The organism is Vibrio sp. R11-SG3-ISO3-SZ, from assembly GCF_059834345.1.
The window spans coordinates 41,047-65,603 of record NZ_JCBDGX010000077.1 but is presented as its reverse complement, the minus strand read 5'-3'; the positions used below and the strand labels follow the sequence as shown (position 1 = coordinate 65,603).

General features: G+C 48.2%; 23 protein-coding genes. 12 read left to right on the top strand and 11 right to left on the bottom strand.

Features of this window, described 5'->3' with window-relative positions:
- Positions 1-341: 341 nt before the first annotated feature.
- Both mltF and AC6R1O_RS09940 read left to right on the top strand, forming a co-directional pair.
- On the top strand, positions 342-1,883 hold the full coding sequence (mltF, locus tag AC6R1O_RS09945; protein WP_500633888.1) for a membrane-bound lytic murein transglycosylase MltF: 1,542 nt from the start codon (positions 342-344) through the stop codon (positions 1,881-1,883).
- Between the two features lie 188 nt (positions 1,884-2,071).
- On the top strand, positions 2,072-2,206 hold the full coding sequence (locus AC6R1O_RS09940) for a hypothetical protein (protein ID WP_500630670.1): 135 nt from the start codon (positions 2,072-2,074) through the stop codon (positions 2,204-2,206).
- A gap of 52 nt (positions 2,207-2,258) precedes the next feature.
- On the opposite strand, the gene tadA is transcribed toward AC6R1O_RS09940, so the two are convergent.
- The 6 genes from tadA to AC6R1O_RS09910 form a co-directional block, all read right to left on the bottom strand.
- Entirely contained in the window at positions 2,259-2,786 is a 528-nt protein-coding gene (gene tadA / locus AC6R1O_RS09935) for a tRNA adenosine(34) deaminase TadA (RefSeq protein ID WP_500630671.1), read from the bottom strand.
- 187 nt (positions 2,787-2,973) lie between these two features.
- Positions 2,974-4,533 (bottom strand): AbgT family transporter, encoded by a 1,560-nt coding sequence (locus AC6R1O_RS09930; RefSeq protein WP_500633889.1) that lies wholly within the window; start codon positions 4,531-4,533, stop codon positions 2,974-2,976.
- A 266-nt stretch (positions 4,534-4,799) separates the two neighbouring features.
- On the bottom strand, positions 4,800-5,225 hold the full coding sequence (locus AC6R1O_RS09925) for a type IV pilus modification PilV family protein (RefSeq protein ID WP_500633890.1): 426 nt from the start codon (positions 5,223-5,225) through the stop codon (positions 4,800-4,802).
- A complete protein-coding gene (locus AC6R1O_RS09920) occupies positions 5,215-6,453 on the bottom strand; it encodes a hypothetical protein (protein WP_500633891.1) in 1,239 nt (412 codons plus the stop codon). The genes AC6R1O_RS09925 and AC6R1O_RS09920 overlap by 11 nt, the downstream gene beginning before the upstream one ends.
- Positions 6,450-7,106, bottom strand: coding sequence for a pilus assembly protein PilW (locus tag AC6R1O_RS09915; protein WP_500633892.1), 657 nt, complete (start codon positions 7,104-7,106; stop codon positions 6,450-6,452). The genes AC6R1O_RS09920 and AC6R1O_RS09915 overlap by 4 nt, the downstream gene beginning before the upstream one ends.
- Positions 7,087-7,590, bottom strand: coding sequence for a GspH/FimT family pseudopilin (locus tag AC6R1O_RS09910; protein WP_500630699.1), 504 nt, complete (start codon positions 7,588-7,590; stop codon positions 7,087-7,089). The genes AC6R1O_RS09915 and AC6R1O_RS09910 overlap by 20 nt, the downstream gene beginning before the upstream one ends.
- A 102-nt stretch (positions 7,591-7,692) precedes the next feature.
- Between AC6R1O_RS09910 and AC6R1O_RS09905 the strand changes: the two genes are divergently transcribed.
- Together AC6R1O_RS09905 and AC6R1O_RS09900 are read left to right on the top strand one after the other, a co-directional pair.
- Complete coding sequence (locus AC6R1O_RS09905; protein WP_500630675.1) at positions 7,693-8,124, top strand: type IV pilin protein; 432 nt, start codon at positions 7,693-7,695, stop codon at positions 8,122-8,124.
- 132 nt (positions 8,125-8,256) lie between these two features.
- Positions 8,257-9,111, top strand: coding sequence for a co-chaperone YbbN (locus AC6R1O_RS09900; protein WP_500656933.1), 855 nt, complete (start codon positions 8,257-8,259; stop codon positions 9,109-9,111).
- Positions 9,112-9,200: 89 nt separating this feature from the next.
- Here the strand turns inward: AC6R1O_RS09900 and AC6R1O_RS09895 are convergent, their stop codons facing one another.
- The 4 genes from AC6R1O_RS09895 to zipA form a co-directional block, all read right to left on the bottom strand.
- Positions 9,201-9,959: a DUF2057 family protein gene (locus AC6R1O_RS09895; protein WP_500630677.1), complete on the bottom strand. Its 759-nt coding sequence runs from the start codon at positions 9,957-9,959 to the stop codon at positions 9,201-9,203.
- A gap of 83 nt (positions 9,960-10,042) precedes the next feature.
- Positions 10,043-11,116 (bottom strand): porin, encoded by a 1,074-nt coding sequence (locus AC6R1O_RS09890; protein ID WP_500630678.1) that lies wholly within the window; start codon positions 11,114-11,116, stop codon positions 10,043-10,045.
- A 508-nt stretch (positions 11,117-11,624) separates the two neighbouring features.
- Positions 11,625-13,637: an NAD-dependent DNA ligase LigA gene (gene ligA, locus AC6R1O_RS09885; RefSeq protein WP_500633894.1), complete on the bottom strand. Its 2,013-nt coding sequence runs from the start codon at positions 13,635-13,637 to the stop codon at positions 11,625-11,627.
- A gap of 148 nt (positions 13,638-13,785) precedes the next feature.
- Complete coding sequence (gene zipA, locus AC6R1O_RS09880; protein ID WP_500633895.1) at positions 13,786-14,748, bottom strand: cell division protein ZipA; 963 nt, start codon at positions 14,746-14,748, stop codon at positions 13,786-13,788.
- A gap of 185 nt (positions 14,749-14,933) precedes the next feature.
- Between zipA and cysZ the strand changes: the two genes are divergently transcribed.
- The 5 genes from cysZ to crr all read left to right on the top strand — a co-directional run bounded on the left by cysZ (position 14,934) and on the right by crr (position 19,947).
- Complete coding sequence (cysZ, locus tag AC6R1O_RS09875) at positions 14,934-15,677, top strand: sulfate transporter CysZ (protein ID WP_500630681.1); 744 nt, start codon at positions 14,934-14,936, stop codon at positions 15,675-15,677.
- Positions 15,678-15,819: 142 nt separating this feature from the next.
- Positions 15,820-16,788, top strand: a complete 969-nt coding sequence (gene cysK, locus AC6R1O_RS09870) for a cysteine synthase A (RefSeq protein ID WP_500628830.1) — start codon at positions 15,820-15,822, stop codon at positions 16,786-16,788.
- A gap of 297 nt (positions 16,789-17,085) precedes the next feature.
- Positions 17,086-17,343, top strand: a complete 258-nt coding sequence (locus AC6R1O_RS09865; protein ID WP_334555157.1) for an HPr family phosphocarrier protein — start codon at positions 17,086-17,088, stop codon at positions 17,341-17,343.
- A 195-nt stretch (positions 17,344-17,538) separates the two neighbouring features.
- On the top strand, positions 17,539-19,263 hold the full coding sequence (ptsI, locus tag AC6R1O_RS09860; protein WP_500633896.1) for a phosphoenolpyruvate-protein phosphotransferase PtsI: 1,725 nt from the start codon (positions 17,539-17,541) through the stop codon (positions 19,261-19,263).
- Between the two features lie 174 nt (positions 19,264-19,437).
- On the top strand, positions 19,438-19,947 hold the full coding sequence (crr, locus tag AC6R1O_RS09855) for a PTS glucose transporter subunit IIA (protein WP_334555155.1): 510 nt from the start codon (positions 19,438-19,440) through the stop codon (positions 19,945-19,947).
- A gap of 56 nt (positions 19,948-20,003) precedes the next feature.
- Here the strand turns inward: crr and AC6R1O_RS09850 are convergent, their stop codons facing one another.
- Positions 20,004-21,167: a 2-octaprenyl-3-methyl-6-methoxy-1,4-benzoquinol hydroxylase gene (locus AC6R1O_RS09850; RefSeq protein ID WP_500633897.1), complete on the bottom strand. Its 1,164-nt coding sequence runs from the start codon at positions 21,165-21,167 to the stop codon at positions 20,004-20,006.
- 276 nt (positions 21,168-21,443) lie between these two features.
- On the opposite strand from AC6R1O_RS09850, the gene miaB reads away from it, so the two are divergent.
- From miaB to ybeY, 3 genes are all read left to right on the top strand, one after another.
- Positions 21,444-22,868, top strand: a complete 1,425-nt coding sequence (gene miaB / locus AC6R1O_RS09845; protein WP_500633898.1) for a tRNA (N6-isopentenyl adenosine(37)-C2)-methylthiotransferase MiaB — start codon at positions 21,444-21,446, stop codon at positions 22,866-22,868.
- Between the two features lie 106 nt (positions 22,869-22,974).
- Positions 22,975-24,087 (top strand): PhoH family protein, encoded by a 1,113-nt coding sequence (locus AC6R1O_RS09840; protein WP_500633899.1) that lies wholly within the window; start codon positions 22,975-22,977, stop codon positions 24,085-24,087.
- Positions 24,084-24,545, top strand: coding sequence for an rRNA maturation RNase YbeY (gene ybeY / locus AC6R1O_RS09835; RefSeq protein ID WP_500633900.1), 462 nt, complete (start codon positions 24,084-24,086; stop codon positions 24,543-24,545). The genes AC6R1O_RS09840 and ybeY overlap by 4 nt, the downstream gene beginning before the upstream one ends.
- Positions 24,546-24,557: the final 12 nt, after the last annotated feature.

Genomic DNA, 24,557 nt, shown 5'->3' with positions numbered 1-24,557 from the left:
TGATATTGGAATAAATTCAATACGTTATAAAAAACAGTTCAAACCTATGCCAATCGCACCTCTGCGTTTGCGAGCGCATTATATAGCAATTGGTTTTGTGATGTAACACCAAACGCAACCGTTTGCGTCATTTTTTTTCATCGGCATACCGCCAGCACAATCGCCGCAAAGCCTTTCTTTCCTGTCCCGTCCACAAGCTCACCCTGTACGGAAGAGCATGAGCCATCATGGCCGGTGAACATGATGATTTTTTGAACTCTGCGGCTTCGCCGTCGATAGTTTCTTGCCTTGTGATGACACTTTGATATAAATGCCCTACTGGAAGTATGAGACTCTCTTTAATGAACAAGTATGACTTTAGCCCGCTGAAAGCCTTGTGCGCGCTGCTTTTTTCTGCGCTTTTTTTGACGGGATGCCAAATTGAATCTAAGCCGAAAAGCGAATTAGACCAAATTCGCGAACGTGGAGTGCTTCGCGTTGGCACCCTCAATAACCAGCTCTCCTATTATATTGGTCCTGATGGCCCGGCAGGCCTTGATTACGAAATCGCCCGTGAATTTGCCAACGAGCTTGGTGTGCAATTGGAAATGAAACCGGCCTATCGCATTTCGAGCCTCTACCCAGCGCTGGAAAAGGGTGAGATCGATATTATCGCGGCGGGCCTCAGTCAATCACCTGAGCGCATGAGCCGATTTCGCCCTGCCCCCGCCTATTATTACGTCAGTCAACAACTGGTGTATCGCAAAGGGCAGTGGCGACCACGAAATCTAGAGCAGTTGATTGAGCGACAGGCCGAGCTCATTGAAGAGAACGACGGCAAGCCCGTTTTAAGTATTGTCAGTGACTCTCACTTCAATACGACGTTAGGAGAGATTCAAATCGACTACCCGGAGTTTACCTATAAGGTCGACGCCAATGTCGATGTCAATGACCTGCTCAAGCAAGTCTCTGATGGTGAACTGCTATTTACCGTCGCAGACTCGGTCGAGATCTCGCTATCACAGCGGATTTATCCCGATGTGGCACTGGCGTTTGAGCTGACCGAAGATCAGCCCATCTCCTGGTTCTTACGACGCAGCCAAGACGAAAGCCTCTACGCCTTGCTGATCGAGTTCTTTGGTCATCTACAACAATCCGGGCATCTCGCCTCACTGGAAGAGAAATACATCGGCCATATCGACAGCTTTGATTACGTCGATACCCGCGCCTTTATCCGCGCGTTGGATTCCACGCTACCGACGTGGTCGCCACTGTTTAAGAAATACTCCGATGAATTTGATTGGCGATTGGTCGCAGCACTGGCTTATCAAGAATCACACTGGAACCCTCGCGCTAAATCACCAACTGGGGTTCGTGGCATGATGATGCTGACGCTGCCGACGGCCAAAAGTGTAGGTGTGACCAACCGACTCGATCCCGAGCAATCGGTCAGAGGTGGTGTTGAGTACTTGCGGCGCATGGTGGCGCGCATTCCAGACACCATCGAAAGCCACGAGAAAATTTGGTTTGCGTTGGCGTCGTACAATGTCGGCTATGGTCATGTAATGGACGCCCGCCGCCTGACGAAAAAACAAGGCGGTAATCCCGATGCCTGGTCAGATGTCAAAGACAGACTGCCCCTGCTTCGCCTTAAGAAATACTACAGTACCACTCGCTATGGCTACGCGCGAGGTGATGAAGCACGCAACTATGTGGAGAATATTCGTCGCTACTATCAGAGCATTATTGGTCACGTTGAACAGAAGGAGTCCAGCATTGAGGACTTGACCGTTGACGATCTGGTGGTGATCGAACTGCCAGATGAAGAAGAGCCGGAAGGCGAGGCCGTCATCGAACAAGAAATCGAAAGCGCCTCTTCCGCTGACAGCCATCTCGATCAATAATAAGCCGAGCACAGAGCTTAGCGTCGCGAACTCTCGCGCGCTAAGCCCATTTCTATCCTGTGCCTAATCACTCACGTAACATTCTTAAAACGGTAACATTGGACGGTTATAAGAATCGACACCTAGGACAAAGTATCCTTAGGTGACACATGAGTGTCTGTCGTTAACATTAGCTAGGAGGTTGTTTTATGCGTCGACGTAAACTGCAGTCAAAACGCCTTAACAAGACTGTATCAGCGAATCGCCGAAAGCGAATGATCAGCAACAACAAGAAGAAAGTCATCGCACGTCACCGTGCATTTATGCAACTCATTTGTGCATAAACCCTACAGAGCAAACATCTTACTTAAGATGTTTGCTTAAAAACTCCCCCACCTACTCCATCGACTCTGACGCATCGTCATGTTTTAACGCTCGCTTGGCCGCTTTTTTCTCTTTTCTACGTCGGCGAAAAAAGGCCTGAAGCTGCTCTCGGCACTCCGACTCCAACAATCCATGCTCGACGTCTGCGTAATGGTACGCTGCTTGATGTTCAAACAAGTTTAATACCGTACCTGCAGCCCCCGCTTTTAAGTCCGGTGCGCCAAACACAATCCGTTTAACGCGGCTGTGAAGCAGGGCTCCTGCACACATAGGGCAAGGCTCTAGCGTGACATATAACGTGGTGTCTAATAAGCGGTAGTTGCCAAGCTGTTGCCCTGCTTGGCGCAACACTTGAATCTCCGCATGTGCGGTTGCATCGTGTTGACCAATCGACTGATTCCATCCTGTCGCGATAACCTTCCCCTCCTTGACCAGCACCGCGCCAACGGGGACTTCACCTTGCTGTTCAGCCAGTTTGGCTTGTTCCATCGCAAGACGCATAAAGTGTTCATCTTGGGGGGTAAATGTGTCGGTAGACAATGGAGAATCCTCGATAGTGATGAAGAGGCTTGATCCTAGTGGTTTGTGGGTGAAATGGGAAGTGGGTTGTGGGTTGTGGGTTGTGGGTTGTGGGTTGTGGGTTGTGGAAAAGAATACGCCAGCGGGATCGCTGGCGTAAATATTTAATTTAGGAGACTTGGCTTATAGTGAGACCAAGTCGCCGCGCTTACATCACGTAAGTGTAAGGCGCTTGAATACCAAGAGGAATGCCAACAGCCCAGTACGCTAGCAAGAAGATAGACCAGCCAATCAGCATCGCAATCGAGAATGGCATCATCAACGATGCTAGAGTACCGATACCCGTCGACTTCACGTAGCGTTGACAGTACACCACCACCAATGGGAAGAAGACCATCAACGGTGAAATGATGTTAGACACTGAGTCACCAACACGGTACGCCGCTTGAGACAGCTCAGGAGAGATGCCTACAGCCATCAACATTGGCACAAGAATTGGACCAATCAATGCCCATTTCGCCGACGCAGAGCCAATCAACAAGTTCACAGCGGCTGTCAGTAGAATCATACCAATAATGGTCGCTTCACCCGGCAGGTTCATCGCTTTCAGGCCTTCTGCACCGTACAACGCCAACATAGTACCGATGTTCGATTGTGCGAAAGCAGAAAGGAATTGAGCACAGAAGAACGACATCACAATGTACGCGCCCATGGTCGCCATGGTGTCGGACATCGCTTTAATAACGTCGTTACTGGTCTTAAACGTACCGGCAACCTTACCGTAAACGTAACCAGGGATGATAAACAAAATAAAGATCAGTGGCACGATAGACTTCATCAGCGGCGCTGAGAACGCAGTAATTTCACCCTCTGGTGAGCGCAGTGCAGAAGACTCCGGAATAATCGCTGCAATCAGCAGTGCAATACCCGCCATCATCGACCAACCGGCATAACGAAACGCTTTCGATTCCAGCTCTGTAAATGAACCGAGATCCGGGGCTTTCTCCGCATCGTCATCAATCGGTGTTTTTGCTAGGCGAGGCTCGATGATTTTCTCTGTCACGTACCAACCAATCGCAACAATGATCACTGATGAAAGCCCAGTGAAGAAGATGTTGGCCAGTGGGTTGACGACGTATTGAGGATCAAGCACCTGTGCGGCAGTTTGAGTGAAACCCGCTAACAGAGGGTCAATACCAGAAGGGATAAAGTTAGCAGAGAAACCACCTGACACACCCGCAAAAGCAGCAGCGATACCCGCAAGTGGGTGACGGCCAGCGGCATGGAAAATAATACCACCGAGAGGAATAACCAAAACATAACCCGCGTCTGCCGCCGTATGCGACACGATGGCAACCAGAATCAGCATTGGCGTCAGAAGTTTTGCTGGCGTGAAGTTCAGCATCTTCTTAAGACCTGTGGTGATGAAACCAGAAGAGTCAGCCACACCCACACCCAACATCGCCACAAGCACGATACCTAAAGGTGCGAATCCGGTGAAAGTCGTCACCATATTCGCGAGGAAACTGGCTAATGCCTCCCCCGTCAACAGGTTGTTGATCGCCAATGCCTCACCTGTACGAGGATTGATCAGATCAAATGACACATTAGACAACAGCGCTGATGCTGCCCAAGTGATCACCAATGCCCAAAAGAATAAGATCGCCGGATCAGGAATTTTGTTGCCTGCGCGCTCGATAAAGTTTAAAAAGCGATCCATCCCACTCGGCTTAGCAGGTGGCGCTGAATTGATTGCTTGGTTACTCATGGTAACTCCATAGTTTGATGTTGTTGCCCTAGACCTTGTTATATTTTTTGACGGTCTATTATCAGCCAAGCATTCTATAAAACCCGCTTACAAAAAGCACAAGATTCTAAGGTTTTTTCCATAATTGGAGACATGTTTTGCAAAAACGTCAAAGACGTGCAACACAAACACCACAAAAAACCCACCAAATACCTCACAACTCGTTCACCAATTAGAAATTTATTTGGATTACCTATCAATTAACACCACCTATCCATGAGGGCTATTTAGTCATTAGTAAACTCACTGTAGCTTGACATCATAGTGGTCACGGATAGGGTTTGAGCGGCATCCAACCTATCTCGCCATTCGGTTGTCACTGTGATGGTTTTCAATGCGTTGGATAAGGTTGCAGTCGGCTCACTGGTTTGCCAACGCACGGTAAATGGAGCGTATGTGATCGCGTCACTGCCACTGGTTATGCTCGTAAAATCGGCGGGAGGTATGCTAGACAACGCCGCTGATGCGCCGCGACTGCGAAACCACTCCAACTGACTTTCTGCGATATTCAGTGCTTGAATACTCTTGACGGCAAAATCAGAGCGCTGCTCAACGTATGCTTGCAGCTTGATCAGTGACAACGAGGCGACACCAATCAAAATAAACGCAATCATTACTTCCACCAAACTAAAACCACGCTGGCTATTTTGCATACCAACCTCCATTGTTCCACATTAGGGTTTTCGGCCGTTGGTAGAGACTATTGGCTGACGAGTAGTCGAGGTCGTACGAGCCATTGAGCACCACTTCACCATTGGGTGAATCGAAATGCATCCCCCCTTTTGGGTGAAACGCGCCATTGTCGAAGTAGACGGTGTGGGTGGAGAGCAGGCTTTCTATGGCGCTAAAAAAGCTCACTTCAGACCAGTAGCTCGCCAAATTCTCATCGGTAAAGGCGGGACTGGTACGATCCACCATATGAAAAAACGAGCCGGAGTAACTGGCTGAACCCGTTGACGCAAATATGCCATTGGCGACGACCAGTGAACGCGGCCCTGTGACAGTGAGCGGCGCACTGAGGACGCAGTGGCCTTCTACCCACACTTTGTCATAACTGGCAAAAGCATCCGCCAGTTGTTGATGGCAAGTCTGACCGTCCGAGACTTCGGGATTCGTGATGACGTAGTAATCCGCTTTAATATTTGAGATGTTTGACGTCGTTTTGGTGACACCAAAATAGTTATAAAACGGGTCAAGATCGTCGTCTTTGAGATAATCCTGCGCAAAGAGGTCTGGGTCATCGGTGGTATTACCCCCTTCAGTGGTCGAGGTTTTGTAGCTACTGGCACAGTCACCGGAGAACCCAGGATAAGGGCCATTTGGCATAGGGTCTTCGGTGCTCAATGAAGCACCTGTGGGTGACTCAAACGTCACACGGTGTTTATAGCGAATCGCAACGCACTCATATTCGCCTTCTCCATTCGGCTTTTTAGGCGCATCGGCTGCGATCGCCGCACTGCCACGGATACGCAGATCTGCGGTGGTTTGAATCGCGCCAAGCCCCGTCATGCTGCCCCAATAAAACGACTTTTTAAGTTCGTGAGTTGGGCCTTGTGACTCAATCACATAATCGGACGCGGTTAAAGCGCGCAGGTACAAGTCATCGAGCGCTAACGTCTCTTTACAAATTGAATCGAGCAACCCATGCCCCGGCGCCGTCAAATCGGGCACGAGGTTGGGGCTTCCTTTTAAATAGGCATAGACGCACTCCATTCCACCTTCTGCTCGCCAATGAGCTTGTCTAGCTTTGACTTCATTGTGTGAGCGCTTGATCTGGTAAAAGACATGTCGATAAGAAGCCAACACCATCACCAGTGCGATCACCAACAAAATCGATGTGACGAATAGAGTCACCACCCCACGCTGTTTGTACCTACTCATTGCCAATTCCTCTGCAAAGTCACCGAAGAAGTGTCGAACGTCACGCTCGTGTCACCCACCAACTGCGCGCGCAATATGACATTGACCTGTTGGCTGCGTGTCGAGCCTCCTTGAATCGTCTCTGTGTTGACGGTTAACGCGGTGAGGGAAATCTGTTTTGGATCAAAAACGTTGTAACAGTTTCCATGCAGTCCAGAGTCAGTTGCGTCACTGACAGAAAGTGGCACTGGCGTGTGTTTCTCACAGATTTTGAGCGAGTGGCCGAGCGTCCCGGATGAACTTGGCTCACGCTTGTAGACCACGTTGCGAAACGCACTCGCGCCAGACGAGGCAACGCGGTACACATACCCCACCAACTCCGGTGAAGACTGGGTATGAATGACACCCGAAGCGCCTGACAACTGGTGATAGGTATCCGTGAGACCGTCATAGCCTGCGCGCTGCATGTCCTCTTTCATTTGTGCCATCGCAGTCGATAGGTTTTGGGCTAACAGCAACGCTTTGCCTCGCTCGGTTGCCACCGCTTGGCTGCGAATAAACACGCTGCCCACCAGCATGATGGCAATCAATCCAAGGGCCGATGCGATCAGCAACTCGACCAATGACGCACCGCGCTGAAAATTGCCCCTCGGTTTAGCATTGCGCATAGCCATAATGACCGCCTCCTACTGCGCATATCATCACTCGGCTTGCACCATAAGCACTTTTCAGTTTCAAGTTCTGATTGGTGGTATTGACAATATAAAACTCCAAATTGCCATCTTTCACTTTGCCACGCACACCATCGAATTTTATTTGATCAGAGGTATAGTTAGAAAGGATCACCACATCTCGAAAGCTTGCGCCATCAAGGTAAAGAATGGGCGCTCCTCCCGAGGTGTCGGAGTCTGTGAGTATCAGTCGCCACTGACCGGGCAAGCTTGGAGTGACAGAGGATTCAATGTGAGCCCACAGATCTTGGTTGCGCCACACTGCTTCCGACTTCGCTTGAACAAGAAAGTGCTCTAGCTCACCCGCGACGCGCTTCATTTGATTGCTTGCACTCATGGTTTGAAAACTCGGCGCGGCCACCGTAAGCACAATTCCGAGCACCACTATCGTGCAGAGCAGCTCAAGCAAGGTAAAGCCGCGAGTCATTTCCCATTTCATTATGTAAACCATCGCATATGCCATTTTTATCTTGCGCACATGCTATCAGCCCATAAAAATAGTTTATAAATCAAAGAGGAAGCATTAGAAATGATTCGAAAAAATCGCTGCAACAACCGAAAAAATCACTTACATGGCATGACATTGCTCGAATTACTCATCGCAGTTGCGATCGTGACGATATTGGCCATGATTGCCTATCCCGCGATGCAGAGCTATGGCTTAAAAGCGCATCGCACTACAGCATTAGCCGATTTGAGCCGCATCCAACTCGCGCTTGAGAAAGGTTACGATGGCAGCTACCTCACCTTGGCATCATCGATTATGTCAGGGTCGAGCTGTACGGTGTGCGAGTCCGACACAGCACGTTACTCACTCAGCATTGTCGCGAGCGCCGCCTCCTATACGATTACGGCAACGCCCAGTGGCGCACAAGCGAGCGATGCATGTGGCGGTGCAACTTACACCGCGCTGACACTCAATCAGTTGGGTCTGCGCTCACCCGCTAGCTGCTGGAAATAAGGGCAATGTTTGCAACTCAAAGGCATAAAGAGCACAGAATGGCGTTGCGTGCTTGAACTCTTTGGCTTTCGCCCATATGTTGCCTATAGACATCGCCACTACGAACATCATCTACCAGCAAGGAATGATCACATGCAATCACCCTATATCGTTGAATTAAATGAGCATAACTTTCGACAAGTATTGGAAGGCTCAATGCAAACGCCGGTGTTAATTCACTTTTGGGCATCGATGAGCCAAGAGAGTGCGCAAATCATTCCGCAACTTCAGTCGCTAACCCAGGAGTACAACGGCGCCTTTACCTTAGCGCTCCTCAATTGCGAACAAGAGCAAATGATCGCCTCGCAATTTGGCGTGCAAGCGCTCCCGACCATTGCCCTGTTTATGAATGGTCAAGCCGTCGACGGCTTAGGTGGCCCGCAGGGTATTGAAGCGATTCAAGCCATGCTGAGCAAGCATTTGCCAAGCCAAGAAGAGTTGGCGCTCAGTGAAGCGCTGACTCTGATTGAACAAAAGCAGTACACTCAAGCACTGCCGATTCTTCAAAGTCTCGGTGAAGAGTGGCAACAAAAAGGTGAGGTGAAACTCGCCATCGCAGACTGCTTACTCGAGACCCAAGCGTTTGATGAGGCAAAAGCCATGCTGAGCCATATTCCGCTTGAGTATCAGGATAACTACTACAAAGGCTTAGTCGCAAAATTAGAGTTGTATGAGCAATCCGCCAACAGCCCAGAGATTCAATCTCTCGAAGCCGACTTAGCGAATGACCCAGGCAACGCCAAATTGGCATCCGAATTGGCACTTTGCTACCACCAAGTTAAGCGCGATGAAGAAGCCCTTGCGCTACTTTGGACATTTCTTAAGAAAGACCTCAACACCGAAGGCGGTGATCTGAAAAAGATCTTTATGGATATCCTGTCGGCATTAGGCCAAGGAAACGCGATCGCCAGTCAGTACCGCCGCCAATTGTATTCGGTGTTGTATTGATTTTTGATTTTTGATTTTTGATTTTTGATTTTTATAAAAAGCATCGAAAAATCGCACCTATAAGGTGCGATTTTATTTTGAGTTGCGATTTAGAGGCCAACTAAATGAGACAGTATCTGTTTTCTTTCTTCACTGTTAGATTTGTTATACCAATACCCTAACATCTGAACAGGTTGACTCGCCGACTCAGGCATCACTATTGTATTGTCTTTTCTGCCTCTCAAGGCAATATCAGTAAACTGTTCGATTTCTTCTTGATTTGCTTGTTCTAGCCAATATTTGAACATATTAGGCTCGGTGTTTTCATTAGCGTGAGCATCAACTTTGATATTGGCAGCACTGCTGACTTCTGTAACGGCTAAGGTTGACGTCAATAAATCCGGGTAATACTCAGCATTAAACTTTGCTAGTTCTTTTTCATAGTCTCTTTTGATTCCACCAAGATTCGGTAACTCGGCGACCTCATGCGCTAATTGGTTGCCCTTCTTATCAGAGATAATAAAACTAGGACTTTTATCAAAGCGTTGCGCTTGTTCAACTCTCACAACTTTTGAGCCAGGTTCGATAAATAGGACAGCATTTTCTGAACTAAACGTTAGCACAAACGTTTTAGAGTTGAATTTCTCCTTTTCTCCCAGTTTCTCAACCAATTTCGACATTCTAAGAACGACTTGGTTCTTACCATCAGGAAGCGAGAACGACGACTTTGAAAAAAAAGAATAAGGAATTTCTTCGCCTGCAACCATGACAGGGTTGATATCCGAGTGAAAATCCACAGTGACCTCAGCCCTAGGAGCAAATGAAGCAACCATAGACCCAACAACCAACAACGCTTTCATTACTTTCATTTTTATCTCCTTAGTAAAAAGAGCATTCTAGACAGAATGCTCTTCAAACGATGGTTAAAGACTGTACTCAAAACAACTTGAGATTAGAAGTAGTATTCCATACCTAACAGGATTCGGTGCGCCCAGTCACCACCATCGAATTCATAGTTGCGTGAGTCGATGTACCAGTATGAACTAGGTAGCAAGTAACCAAATCTCGCAGTAATTGCTTGGTCAGCAGTATCTGTGGTGCCATCTGCATCATCTGTTGCCGCGTAGCCAGCTTTTAAAACGTACTTACTATCAATAACATATTGAGCTGTCGCTGAGTATGCATTCTGACCTACACTTCCCACTTCCATAGCTTTATATGCACCAGTTAGTGTCAAGTCACCCAAAAATAGCGAGCCACCAACAATTGCGTAATTGCGACTTTCAACGGTCTCTCTTTGATTTTCTCCACCGTTATCACGCCATGCCACCCACTCAGGGTTCAGGATAACGTTGTCATTACCGTCAACAGTAAACTTCTCCGGCTCACCAACACCTTGTTCGTAAGAACCTTGATGGTAGTAACCTGCGTGAACACTAAACTTCTCTGTTGAGTAAGAGGTACCGATGCTTGAAACCATTTGGTCGGTATCTTTGGTCATTCCACTTAACGTAGCTTGGAAGTTAAACCCACCAAAATTTGCGGAATCAAAGCGAAGAACGCTGTCCGCGCGATCTTGATAACCACCATCAATGTCATTGTTCCAGTCGAAGACGTTACCTAAACCAGGGTTTGAGTGTGGCCAGTCAACGTAGTTGTATGCTGCCACGAGCTGACGACCATACTTGAATTGACCAACACCTTCAAAATCAAGACCAAGATAAGTATCACGAGCACCTAAGCCTCCAGTGTTCGTACCGTTATTAGCATTCCCACCTTCGATCTGCCAGATAAAGTTTGGCGCAATGTCATCAAACTCAACAACACCACGGAAACCAATACGAGATTCGATTTCTGTACCAATGCTCGTCGTATCACCAGCATCGATTAAAGTAATGTTACCCGCAGCTTGACCGTAAAACTGAACGGCATCACCCGCAAGTTGAATCGCTGCATTTGCAGATCCTGACATCGCTACAGCAGCAACTGCAGCACCTACGAGTGAACGTTTAAACATTTTGTCCATGGAAAAACTCCTAAAAATGGATATAGCTGTCTTTTGTTTTCTCACCTTAAGTTGGCCGCCGAAGGGAGAAATCATTTCCTATGTTGAAAACCCTCTGCAAACCTTTCGCATCCGATTTTCTATTCCTGCATACACACTGTGTATCCATGAACTCAGGCTAACTTCGCGACTAAAAATATCCAAATGGAACTTAATTTTTTTCTAAAAAAATATGAGCAATAGCAAAGTTCCATTAATAGACAAGATCCACCTCTCATTTTTTGTTTTTTCAGTCGAAATTAATAAAACCAAATAAAATCAACAAGTTAAATAAAAAACAACATCAATAGGCGTGAGATCACTCGCAAATTATCTTCATTGTAAGATTCGAACATAAGACTATGAACAAGATCACTGACTAATTATTGCGATTATTGAAGTCGGCGGAAGGTAGATAATACGAGACAAACAAAAAGCCCTTAGCGAAATCACTAAGGGCTTCAATAAAGAGGTGCTTGGCTGTGCGAGGTTATTTCATCAAATCAAGTAAGTCTTGTTCTGTTTTGATCTCGATACCTAAATCTTGTGCTTTGGCGAGCTTAGATCCTGCGTTTTCACCAGCAAACAGAATATCGGTATTTTTAGACACACTGCCGGTCACTTTCGCGCCTAACGTTTGCAGTGCCGCTTTTGCATCACTGCGTGTCAACTGAGAAAGTGACCCAGTTAGCACAACGGTTTTACCGGCCAGAGGCGCGGGCGCATCCTCGTCACGTTCAGCGATATCCGGCCAATGTATCCCTTGCGCTAACAAATCCTCGACCACTTGCTGATTTTTCTCCTCAGAGAAGAACGCCAAGATGTGACTCGCGACAATATGGCCAATATCTGGGACTTCTATCAGCTGTTCCAAGGTGGCTTCGCTGATCGCGGGTAGCGTTTTAAAATGCATCGCTAGGTTCGCAGCCGTCGCTTCCCCCACTTCTCTAATCCCCAGTGAATAGAGGAATCTTGGTAATGTGGTGGATTTCGATTTTTGCAGTGCGTCGACCACGTTTTGCGCTGATTTAGGCCCCATGCGATCCAGCACTGTCAGTACACCAGCAGAGAGCTTGAACAGATCAGCAGGCGTTGTCACCATCTCTTTGTCAACCAACTGCTCAATCACCTTGACGCCAAGTCCATCGACGTCCAAAGCCTTACGTGAGACAAAATGCTTCAAGGCTTCTTTGCGCTGCGCCTGGCATACCAATCCGCCACTACAGCGCGTTACCGCTTCGCCTTCCACGCGCTCAACATGGGAGTGACACACAGGGCAAGCACTCGGAAACTCGATCACTTTTGCATCAAGAGGGCGGCTAGCTTCGACCACAGAGACGATTTGTGGAATCACATCCCCAGCGCGGCGAACCACCACCTGATCACCAATCATGACACCAAGACGCGCGATCTCATCGGCATTGTGCAGAGTAGCGTTGCTCACCGTCACGCCACCAACAAATACAGGTTCAAGCTTTGCGACGGGTGTTATCGCGCCCGTTCGCCCGACTTGGAACTCAACGTCATTGAGCACCGTGATCTCTTCTTGCGCCGGGAACTTGTAGGCGATCGCCCAACGCGGCGCACGTGCGACAAAACCGAGTTTCTGCTGAAGCGCCACATCATCGACCTTGATCACCACACCGTCGATTTCATACAGCAAGGTTTGGCGGCGAGTGAGAATGTCATGATAGTAAGCTTTCACCTCTTCCATGCTCTCTACCAAACGCACCTCAGGGCACATGGGTAGGCCCCACTCCTTGAGTTGAATAAAGCGCTGGTAGTGACTTGAAGACAGGGTCGCACCTTGCACCACACCGACACTGTAGGCATAGAAACTAAGAGGGCGGGTCGCGGTGATTTTAGAGTCCAACTGGCGTAAACTGCCTGCCGCCGCGTTACGCGGATTGACAAACACTTTCTCCCCTTTGGCTTTCGCCTGCTCATTGAACTGCTCAAAACCAGCGGTAGGCATGAACACCTCACCACGAACTTCAATACGCGCAGGCCAACCTTCACCACGCAGTTTAAGTGGAATCGCTTTGATGGTGCGAACGTTGTCGGTGATGTTTTCCCCCGTCGCACCGTCGCCCCGCGTCGCTGCTTGGGTTAGCACGCCATTTTCATACAACAAACTGACTGCTAAGCCATCCAATTTTGGTTCACAGCAAAACGCAGCCACGCTCTGGCCCGCCAGTCTATCTGTCATGCGTTTGTAGAAACTATCTAACTCGCTGTCATCAAACGCATTGTCGAGCGACAACATTGGGATCTCGTGAGTCACAGGCTCAAACTGAGATAAGGCCATGCCCCCTACCCGAGCGCTCGGCGAATCGGGTGTTCGCAAATGAGGGTGCTGTTGCTCTAGCTCTATAAGCTCACGCATCATACGATCGTATTCTGCATCGGGGATTTCCGGGCTATCTTCTACGTAGTACTTAATGCCATGATGATGAAGCGCACTACGAAGGGCCTCAATTTTCTGTTCGATTTCTTGGGACATCAGTCTCTCTGCTCTATATCTTGGCCACTTGCAGGGCCTTTGCCTTTGATCTTAATCCAATATGAATCAGTGACTCTAAAGCAAATAAGGTAAAACGAAAAAGGCTCCGCATCAGGAGCCTTTATGGTAGCACGCTTTGTTTTGCTGACTAGGGTTGCTGTGCGAGCTTAAACGCCTTGATTTGAGCGCGATACGCATCAAGTCGGTTCGGCGTCATGAGATTACGCGCATCATCCAGCACGTTGGCACCTAAATCATCGGCAATTTGCTGCGCGGTTTTCAGCATCAACTTGAAGTTTTGTTCACCATCACCGTAGCACGGCAATGTCATAAAGAATGAGATCCCTTTAGTGGTGAATGTTGCAGGATCATCATGCTTGAGTGTGCCAGGGTGCATCATGTTGGCAACGCTAAACAGCACTTTGCCGGTACCAGAGAGATCCGCATGACGATGGAAAATGTCCATTTCACCGTAAATCAGCCCATTTTGCTGCATGCTATCAAACAGCTTGGTACCCACAAATGGCGTCTCTCCAGCGCAATGCACATTGATGACAATCACCTGCATCTCATCTTCGTCATCACTATCATCAATCTCGGTCGGCGCGGATTCTGTGGTGGAGACAGAGCTCACATCACGGGGCTCTTGAGGGTTTGCAGACATAGAGGGAATGTCTAGTTCTTCCGATGACGCTTGACGGGGAGTATCTTGCAGCGGAGTGGTTTGAGACTCCTCTACCAAATCGTCTTTCCACTCACTAAAGGTTGGCTCATCTCGAGTGGAATCGCTTGAAAACGTTGAGTCACTGATGGATGCGTCGAGAAGCGGGTCACTTAGCAGAGGATCATCCATTGTCTCACCGGAGTCTGAAGCAAATTTATTGCTGGTGTTGCGACTGGTCTTAGTCACACGCACAATCTCAAAATCATCTTCGGGAGCAAAAGAGCGCTCGGGTACGGATTCGTCTTGCTCTGGCGTCGACAGTTTTCCAATTGGCTTGTTGCCAAATTTTGTTTTGCCTTCTTTTTTGCTTGTCCATAATCCGTGGAACAGCAGCGCGGCAATGGCCAAAGCGCCCACAATGATCAGTACAAATCGCAATTCCTGCATCTTTCACTCTCAATCATTCAGCTGCTAAATCAGCCAAACTGGTTTCAAATAATCTGATTTGAGTTACTCTACCAAAACTCTCATAGGTTTTAGAACAACTTAATGTTAGAAGTTCCCATAATGATGTGATTTTGAACACGCTTTTCCTTGTTAACACACCATAAAACCCTGTTAGGCACATTTTCATGAACAACACTCAACAGTCAAAAACCGGATTTGGTTATTTTTTCCACGGTTTGCAACTCACTCTGCAACCCGGCATTCGTCAGTTTGTCCTTTTACCTCTCCTCGCCAACATTATTTTGGTCGGAAGCGCGCTCTTTTATCTCTTCTCTCATCTGGATAGTTGGATTGCAGAGTGGATTGGTCAGCTACCCGATTTCCTCTCTTGGTTGAGTTATCTTCTGTGGCCGTTACTGGTGCTCACGATTTTGGCGACCTTCTCCTACTTCTTTAGCACCTTAGCGAACTTTATCGCAGCGCCGTTCAATGGCCTGCTCGCGGAAAAGGTGGAAGAGCACCTAACGGGGCAAAAGATCAGTGACGATGGCATGCTCAGCGTTATCAAGGATGTGCCGCGTGTATTGGCACGAGAATGGCGCAAACTGCTCTACGTTCTGCCCAAAGCCATTGGATTGTTTATTTTGCTGCTCATTCCAGCCTTAGGCCAGACGCTCGGCCCCATTCTGTGGTTTGTGTTTACCGCTTGGATGCTGGCGATTCAGTACTGCGATTATCCGTTCGATAATCACAAGGTGCCGTTTAATGACATGCGACACAATTTGAAACAAAAACAAAGCAAAGCCTATACCTTTGGTGCGCTGGTCTCCGTGTTCACCACCATTCCTATTTTGAACCTGATCGTTATGCCTGTCGCGGTGTGCGGTGCGACATCGATGTGGGTGACCGAGTTCAAAGCAAGAAACTGAGTTTATCAAGTTCATATCATATAACTTTTTAATCCTTTTCTAGTTTTTTACCCTGACCTAATCTCTATCGGGTCAAACTTAAATAGAACATGATTGGTGGCGTGACAAACACGCTGCCAATATTTCGATGAAGGACTACATCATGAGCAAAATCTACGAAGATAATTCACTGACTATTGGTAATACCCCTCTTGTTCGCCTTAACAAAGTGAGCAACGGCAAAGTCTTGGCTAAAATCGAAGCGCGTAACCCAAGCTTCAGTGTTAAGTGTCGTATCGGCGCGAACATGATTTGGGAAGCTGAGAAAGCAGGCAAGCTAAAGCCGGGCGTTGAACTTGTTGAACCAACCAGTGGTAATACCGGTGTTGCTCTTGCCTTCGTCGCGGCGGCGCGTGGTTACAAATTAACCCTAACGATGCCTGAGTCGATGAGCCTAGAGCGTCGTAAACTGCTGAAAGCCCTAGGTGCGAACCTAGAGCTAACTGAAGCAGCGAAAGGCATGAAAGGTGCAATCAACAAAGCTGAAGAGATTGTGGCGAGCAACCCTGACAAGTACCTGCTTCTTCAGCAGTTCAACAACCCAGCGAACCCACAGATTCACGAAAAAACCACTGGTCCAGAAATCTGGGACGCGACAGACGGTGAAATCGATGTCTTCGTTGCAGGCGTAGGTACCGGCGGTACCATCACAGGTACAAGCCGCTACATCAAAGGCGAAAAAGGTAAAAACATTGTTTCCGTAGCGGTAGAGCCAGCGGAATCGCCTGTGATTGCACAAGCGCTCGCGGGTGAAGAAATCAAACCAGCACCACACAAAATCCAAGGCATTGGCGCTGGCTTTATTCCAGGCAACCTCGATTTAGCGTTGATTGACCGCGTGGAAGCCGTGACTTCTGAAGAAGCAATTGAGATGGCTCGTCGTCTTATGGAAGAGGAAGGTATCCTTGCGGGTATCTCGTCAGGCGCGGCAGTGGTTGCAGCAAACCGCCTTGCTCAACTTCCTGAATTTGAAGGCAAAACCATCGTTACTGTATTGCCAAGCTCGGGTGAGCGTTACCTAAGCTCAGCGCTATTTGCAGGCATCTTCACCGAGAAAGAGAACCAACAGTAATATGTGGTGAAATCAATTTTTCGTCTAAAAAAGCCCCGTTCAGGGGCTTTTTTGTTGATCCTGGCTCCACCTTTGGTAATATCGGGATGTTTTATTTCTAGCATCAAAATAAAACATTAAAACGATTTTATAGTTGCGGCGAAAAACAGCAAAGACTGACCACGCGGCACCTAGTATACAATTAGTATCAGTTCTGACACGAAAACAACGTCTGTCGCCTAGCGCAACCGTTTAATCCGAGTTAAGCTGTTTCTAATTAATAAACTATCTAAAAATAAATCAATTGGGGTATACAACATGTACGAGAAGCAAGTAGAAATCACAGCAGAAAACGGTCTTCACACTCGTCCAGCTGCACAGTTCGTGAAAGAAGCAAAAGCATTTGACGCGGACATCACTGTGACTTCTAACGGTAAAAGTGCAAGCGCTAAGAGCCTATTTAAGCTACAAACTCTAGGCCTAGTGAAAGGTACTGTAGTCACTATCTCTGCTGAAGGCCCACAGGCTCAGAAAGCAGTTGACCACCTAGTTGCTCTAATGGACCAACTACACTAATCGGTCTGCTATTGATTAAAGCCATTTTGCCAACGCAAAATGGCTTTATACCAATTTGATCCGGTCGATGAACAGGCCACCTCGTTTGCGCCGAACTATCCCATCATATTGGAAATAGCACCAAGATTAAGCTACACATAAACGTTAGCGCACCCATTTCTCCCGTTTAAAAGTTGACCAATTTAAGGTAAGGCTATGATTTCAGGCATCCTAGCATCTCCAGGTATTGCTATCGGTAAAGCACTACTCCTTCAAGAAGATGAAATTGTCCTAAACACTCACACTATTTCTGACGATCAAGTCGACGCTGAAGTAAAACGTTTCTTTGAAGCACGTGACAAATCAGCGGCTCAGCTTGAAACCATCAAGCAGAAAGCACTAGAAACCTTCGGTGAAGAAAAAGAAGCGATCTTTGAAGGTCACATCATGCTTCTTGAAGACGAAGAGCTAGAAGAAGAAATCCTAGCGCTGATCAAAAATGACAAGATGCATGCAGACAATGCCATTCACACTGTGATTGAAGAGCAAGCTGCAGCACTTGAATCTTTAGACGACGAATACCTCAAAGAGCGTGCGACAGATATCCGTGATATCGGTACACGTTTTGTGAAAAACGCGCTGGGCATCAATATTGTCTCTCTTAGCGATATTGACCAAGAAGTCATCCTAGTTGCGTACGATCTGACTCCATCAGAAACAGCACAGATCAACCTTAACTACGTACTGGGTTTTGCTTGTGATATCGGTGGTCGTACTTCTCACACTTCAATCATGGCACGTTCACTTGAATTGCCAGCGATCGTGGGCACCAACGACATTACCAAGAAAGTGAAGAACGGCGACATGCTGATTCTTGACGCAATGAACAACAAGATTGTCGTCAACCCATCTGACGCTGAGCTAGAAGAAGCGAAAGCCGTTAAAACCGCATTCCTTGCTGAAAAAGAAGAGCTAGCAAAACTGAAAGATCTTCACGCTGAAACTCTAGATGGTCACCGCGTCGAAGTGTGCGGCAACATCGGTACAGTGAAAGACTGTGATGGCGTACTGCGCAATGGCGGTGAAGGCGTTGGTCTGTACCGAACTGAGTTCTTGTTCATGGACCGCGATGCGCTACCAACAGAAGAAGAGCAGTACCAAGCGTACAAAGAAGTGGCAGAAGCGATGAACGGCGAAGCCGTTATCATCCGTACTATGGATATCGGTGGCGACAAAGACCTACCGTACATGGATCTCCCACAAGAGATGAACCCATTCTTGGGTTGGCGCGCTGTACGTATCAGCCTAGACCGTCGTGAAATCCTACGCGACCAGCTGCGTGGCATCCTACGTGCATCTGCACACGGTAAGCTGCGCATCATGTTCCCAATGATCATCTCTGTAGAAGAGATTCGTGAACTGAAAGCGGCGATTGAAGAATACAAAGCAGAGCTTCGTGCAGAAGGTCTGGCATTTGATGAAGAGATCGAAATCGGTGTCATGGTGGAAACACCAGCAGCGGCAGCGATTGCACCACACCTTGCAAAAGAAGTGGCCTTCTTCTCAATCGGTACCAACGATCTTACCCAGTACACACTCGCGGTAGACCGTGGTAACGAAATGATTTCTCACCTATACAACCCACTGTCACCAGCGGTTCTTACGGTCATCAAGCAAGTCATTGATGCATCGCACGCGGAAGGCAAATGGACAGGTATGTGTGGTGAGCTAGCGGGCGATGAGCGCGCAACGCTACTATTATTAGGTATGGGGCTGGATGAGTTCTCAATGAGCGGCATCTCTATTCCTAAAGTGAAGAAAGTGATTCGTAACTCAAACTACGCGGAAGTGAAAGCAATGGCGGAAGAGGCACTGTCTCTACCAACAGCGGCTGAAATTGAAGCGGTAGTTGATAAGTTCATCGCTGAAAAATCACTATAACCGGCTAATACCAATCTCCGATCTGGGGGGAGCCTTGTTGCCTAATCAGGCGTTTGTAATGAACGAATCTGTTTAGGTAAGAAGGAGATAGACGACTAAAAATAGTCGTCTATCTCGTGAGATTGGTATACTATAATTCGACAGAATTAAATTAAACGTTAGGAGCATGACACAATGGGTCTGTTTGACAAACTTAAGAAGCTAGTATCAGATGACAGCGCTGACGCTGGTGCAATCGAGATCATCGCGCCACTTTCTGGTGAAATCGTAAATATCGAAGACGTGCCTGATGTGGTTTTCGCTGAGAAAATCGTTGGCGACGGTATTGCAATCAAACCAGCAGGCGACAAAATGGTTGCTCCTGTAAACGGTACTATCGGTAAGATCTTCGAAACAAACCACGCGTTTTCTATCGAGTCTGACGATGGTGTTGAGCTTTTTGTTCACTTCGGTATCGATACCGTTGAACTGAAAGGCGAAGGCTTCAAGCGTATCGCTGAAGAAGGTCAAACAGTGAAAGCTGGTGACACTATCATTGAGTTCGATCTAGCACTTCTAGAAGAAAAAGCAAAATCAACGCTAACACCTGTTGTTATTTCTAACATGGATGAAATCAAAGAGTTGAACAAACTGTCTGGTTCTGTCACTGTTGGTGAAACACCTGTTCTACGTGTGACTAAGTAATTAGCGTCACGAGAATAACAAAACGCAGCTTTACGCTGCGTTTTTTGTTTTCTGCGCTAGAGTGAAGCGTCCATACCCAACGCATAACGCAATACTTGATGTTTGATGGGACCAGAGTGTTCTGCCACTTTCAGCGCCGCATTTCTTATCCACTTAAGCGGTACCTTGTCATTGCTAAACCCTTTATAAAACAGATCCATCCCGGTTTGCATCAGCAAATTATCAGGTCGACGACGACGTTCATATTGCGCTAAGTGCGACAAAAGAATCTCTTCATGATCGCGCGTCACGTTCAGCAAAGCCTCCACATCTTTAAAGCCGAGATTCACCCCCTGCCCTGCCAGTGGATTGATGGTGTGCGCGGCATCCCCAACCAGGACGCAGTGGGGCGTATAGTAGCGCTGTGCATGGCGGCGAGTTAACGGGAATGAGCCAGACTGGATCACCTCAATACCGCCAAGCTCAGCAGGAAAATGAGTCTTTATTTCGCTGGCAAGTTGAAGCGGCGTCATCGCCTTTAACTGACGAATACGCTTTGGTGTGTCGTACCAGACCAGAGAGGCTTGATGACCACATAGAGGTAAAAATGAGCGCGGTCCCGACGGCGTAAATTGCTGCCAAGTGATGTCTTGTTGAGGGAGATCGGTTTTGACATTAATCAGCATGCAATGCTGCCTGTAGTCCCAAGCAGTGATGCCAATGCCTGCACTCTGTCTGACGCGAGAATGAGCACCATCGGCCCCGACAATCAGCCCGGCTTCGATAACCTCACCGTCTGATAGCGTCACTTGATTCACTGGGCCATATTCGATGTGCTCGACCGTCACGGGGCAGCGCAACGCCAGATTCGGCCATGCAGAGAACTGCGACCAGAGCCCCAATTGAATGATGCGGTTCTCAACGATGTAGCCCAATTGATCACAAGCGACATCGTCACTGTGAAAGCGGGTCCGGCATTCGGGATGCTCCCACGTTTCTAGACGTTTGTAAGGACAGGCGCGCATCGACTGAATGGCTTGCCATGCCCCTAGCGATTCAAGCAGGGCAACCGAATGATTCGATATCGCGGAGACGCGGACATCCATCGCTTGTTGCGGTGCGTACGGTGTCGGTGCCTTCCCTTCGATCACCACGACACGTCGACCTTGCTCCGCAAACCCGAGCGCGACAGCTGCGCCTACCATTCCTCCGCCAATCACGGCCACATCATACTTGTTCATAGTTTGTACTTCATCGTATTGATTCAAAGGCTATTTTCGATTGTACGGTTTGAGTGCCAATTTGTAACTAAAAACCTTGATGGGGATACGGGCAAACCCTTGTAACCACTAGGCTAGAATTGCTTCTGGTCACTCGCCATTGAAAGCAGTACAATACGCCGCTTAACGCCGCACAAGCGGTGAAAAATCGGCCAATTGAGTCACTCAATACCTTGGCCAACTGGAACCAATGGGCGATTTGCTCCCTTAATTTAAACTAACGATCGAGCGAACAACATGAGTAAGAAACTGCTAATAAAAACCTGGGGCTGTCAGATGAACGAGTACGATTCATCAAAAATGGCCGATCTCCTGAATGCCGCAAACGGCTATGAACTCACAGAAGAACCAGACGAAGCAGACGTGTTGCTACTGAACACCTGTTCTATCCGTGAGAAGGCGCAAGAAAAGGTCTTCCACCAGCTCGGCCGTTGGAAAACGTTGAAAGATAAAAAGCCAGATGTGGTGATTGGCGTTGGTGGCTGTGTTGCCACTCAAGAAGGCGACCACATCCGTGAGCGTGCTCCTTACGTTGACGTCATTTTTGGCCCGCAAACTCTGCATCGCTTGCCAGAAATGATCAAGCAGTCGCAATCCGATGATGCGCCAGTGATGGACATCTCCTTCCCAGAAATTGAGAAATTTGACCGTCTGCCTGAGCCTCGCGCTGAAGGGGCAACGGCGTTCGTCTCTATCATGGAAGGTTGCTCGAAATACTGTACCTACTGCGTGGTGCCATACACCCGTGGTGAAGAAGTCAGCCGTCCTATGGATGACGTGCTGTTTGAAATCGCCCAGTTAGCGGAGCAAGGCGTACGTGAAGTCAACTTGCTTGGCCAAAACGTAAACGCCTATCGTGGCCCTACTCATGATGGTGAGATTTGCAGCTTCGCTGAATTGCTCCGTCTGGTCGCGTCGATCGATGGCATTGATCGCATCCGCTTTACAACCAGCCACCCGCTCGAGTTCACCGATGACATTATCGCGGTTTATGAAGACACGCCAGAGCTTGTTAGCTTCTTGCACCTACCCGTGCAAAGCGGCAGCGATCGTATCTTGACGATGATGAAGCGCCCGCACACTGCTATCGAGTACAAATCGATCATTCGCAAGCTACGTAAAGCGCGTCCTGACATTCAAATCAGTTCAGATTTCATTGTCGGCTTCCCAGGTGAAACAGACAAAGACTTCCAAGACACCATGAAGCTGATTAAAGATGTCGACTTCGACATGAGCTTTAGCTTTATCTTCTCACCACGTCCTGGTACACCAGCGGCGGACTACCCGTGTGATATCTCCGAGCAAGAGAAGAAAGAGCGCCTCTACGAATTGCAGCAAGTGATCAACAGTCAAGCGATGCGCTATTCGCGTTTGATGCTTGGCACTGAGCAACGTGTGCTAGTTGAAGGGCCATCGAAAAAGAATCTAATGGAGCTTCGCGCTCGTACAGAGAACAACCGAGTGGTGAACTTCGAAGGCAACGCCGAACTGATCGGTCAGTTTGTTGATGTTAAGATCACTGACGTGTTTGCCAACTCGCTACGTGGTGAAATCATCCGCACAGAGAAAGAGATGGATCTGCGCAGCGTCATTTCACCGACACAGATGATGGCAAAAACCAAACGCGAAGATGAGCTAGGTGTAGCAACCTTTACGCCTTAGTCTTGAAAATGCCTAACTAAGTAGCCATCTTAGTAATAGGAACTGTCGCCATTGGAAGCCCGGTCTCAATCGGGCTTTCTTAAATGGCCAATTATGTGAGGCAACTTTGAGCAATAAAATCGTTACGCTAGAAATCGATCTAGAACCTTCAGATAACCGCCGACTCGCCAGTCTATGCGGTCCATTCGATGACAACATCAAACACCTTGAGCGACGTTTAGGGGTAGAGATCAGCTACCGAGGCAACTTTTTTACCATCGTAGGTAAGCCTCATACTGCCGCGGCAGCGCTTGAAATCGTCAAAACACTCTACGTCAACACGGCGCCAGTACGTGGCACCATTCCTGATATTGAGCCTGACGAAATCCATCTTGCGATCAAAGAAACGGGCGTCCTTGAGCAAAATCTTGAGTCGAATATTGAGCATGGCAAAGAAGTCTTCATCAAAACGAAGAAGGGCGTAATCAAACCACGTACGCCAAACCAAGCCCAGTATCTCGTCAACATGGTGACGCACGACATCAGCTTTGGTATTGGCCCTGCCGGTACGGGTAAAACCTACCTTGCGGTCGCCGCTGCAGTCGACGCATTAGAGCGCCAAGAAATTCGCCGTATTCTACTCACGCGTCCTGCGGTCGAAGCCGGTGAAAAGCTCGGTTTCCTGCCGGGTGATTTGAGCCAAAAAGTCGACCCTTATCTGCGCCCACTTTACGATGCGCTGTTTGAGATGCTCGGTTTTGAGAAGGTCGAGAAACTGATTGAACGTAATGTCATTGAAGTGGCGCCGCTTGCGTACATGCGCGGCCGAACCTTGAATGATGCGTTTATCATTCTCGACGAAAGCCAGAACACCACAGTCGAACAGATGAAAATGTTTTTGACTCGTATCGGCTTTAACTCACGGGCTGTGATCACCGGTGATGTCACGCAAATCGACTTACCACGCGGCGCGAAGTCTGGCCTGCGTCATGCGATTGAAGTGCTCAGTGACGTTGAGGAGATCAGCTTTAACTTCTTCCAGTCTGATGACGTGGTTCGCCACCCTGTCGTCGCTCGTATCGTCAACGCCTATGAAAAATGGGAAGCGCAAGATCAAAAAGAGCGCAAAGAGTATGAAAAGCGTCGCCGTGAAGAGCGCGAAGCGAAACTGCTCGAAACTCAGGTCGCGTCTGCGCCACAGGCGCACATTACCCCTTCGACTGAGAGTAAAGAGTCATGAGTATCGAACTCGATCTGCAACTCGCGGTCGAACAAGAAACGGGTCTACCGACATTCGAGCAGTTTAGCCAATGGCTAAACGCCGCGGTCACCCTTTTTCAACCGGATGCGGAAGTGACGATTCGCATCGTAGATAGTGAAGAGAGCCAACAGCTCAATCACGAATATCGCGGCAAAAACAAGCCAACCAATGTGTTGTCTTTTCCTTTCGAAGCACCACCGGGTATCGAGATGGATTTGCTGGGCGACCTGATTATCTGTCGCCAAGTGGTTGAACAAGAAGCCAATGAACAAGGTAAACCCTTGATGGCACATTGGGCGCATATGGTTGTACATGGTAGCTTGCATCTGCTAGGTTATGATCATATTGAGGATGACGAAGCCGAAGAAATGGAGTCACTGGAAATTGAAATTCTAGACAAAATGGGCATCGCCAATCCTTATGAAATGGAAGATTGAGTGTCGGCTTTC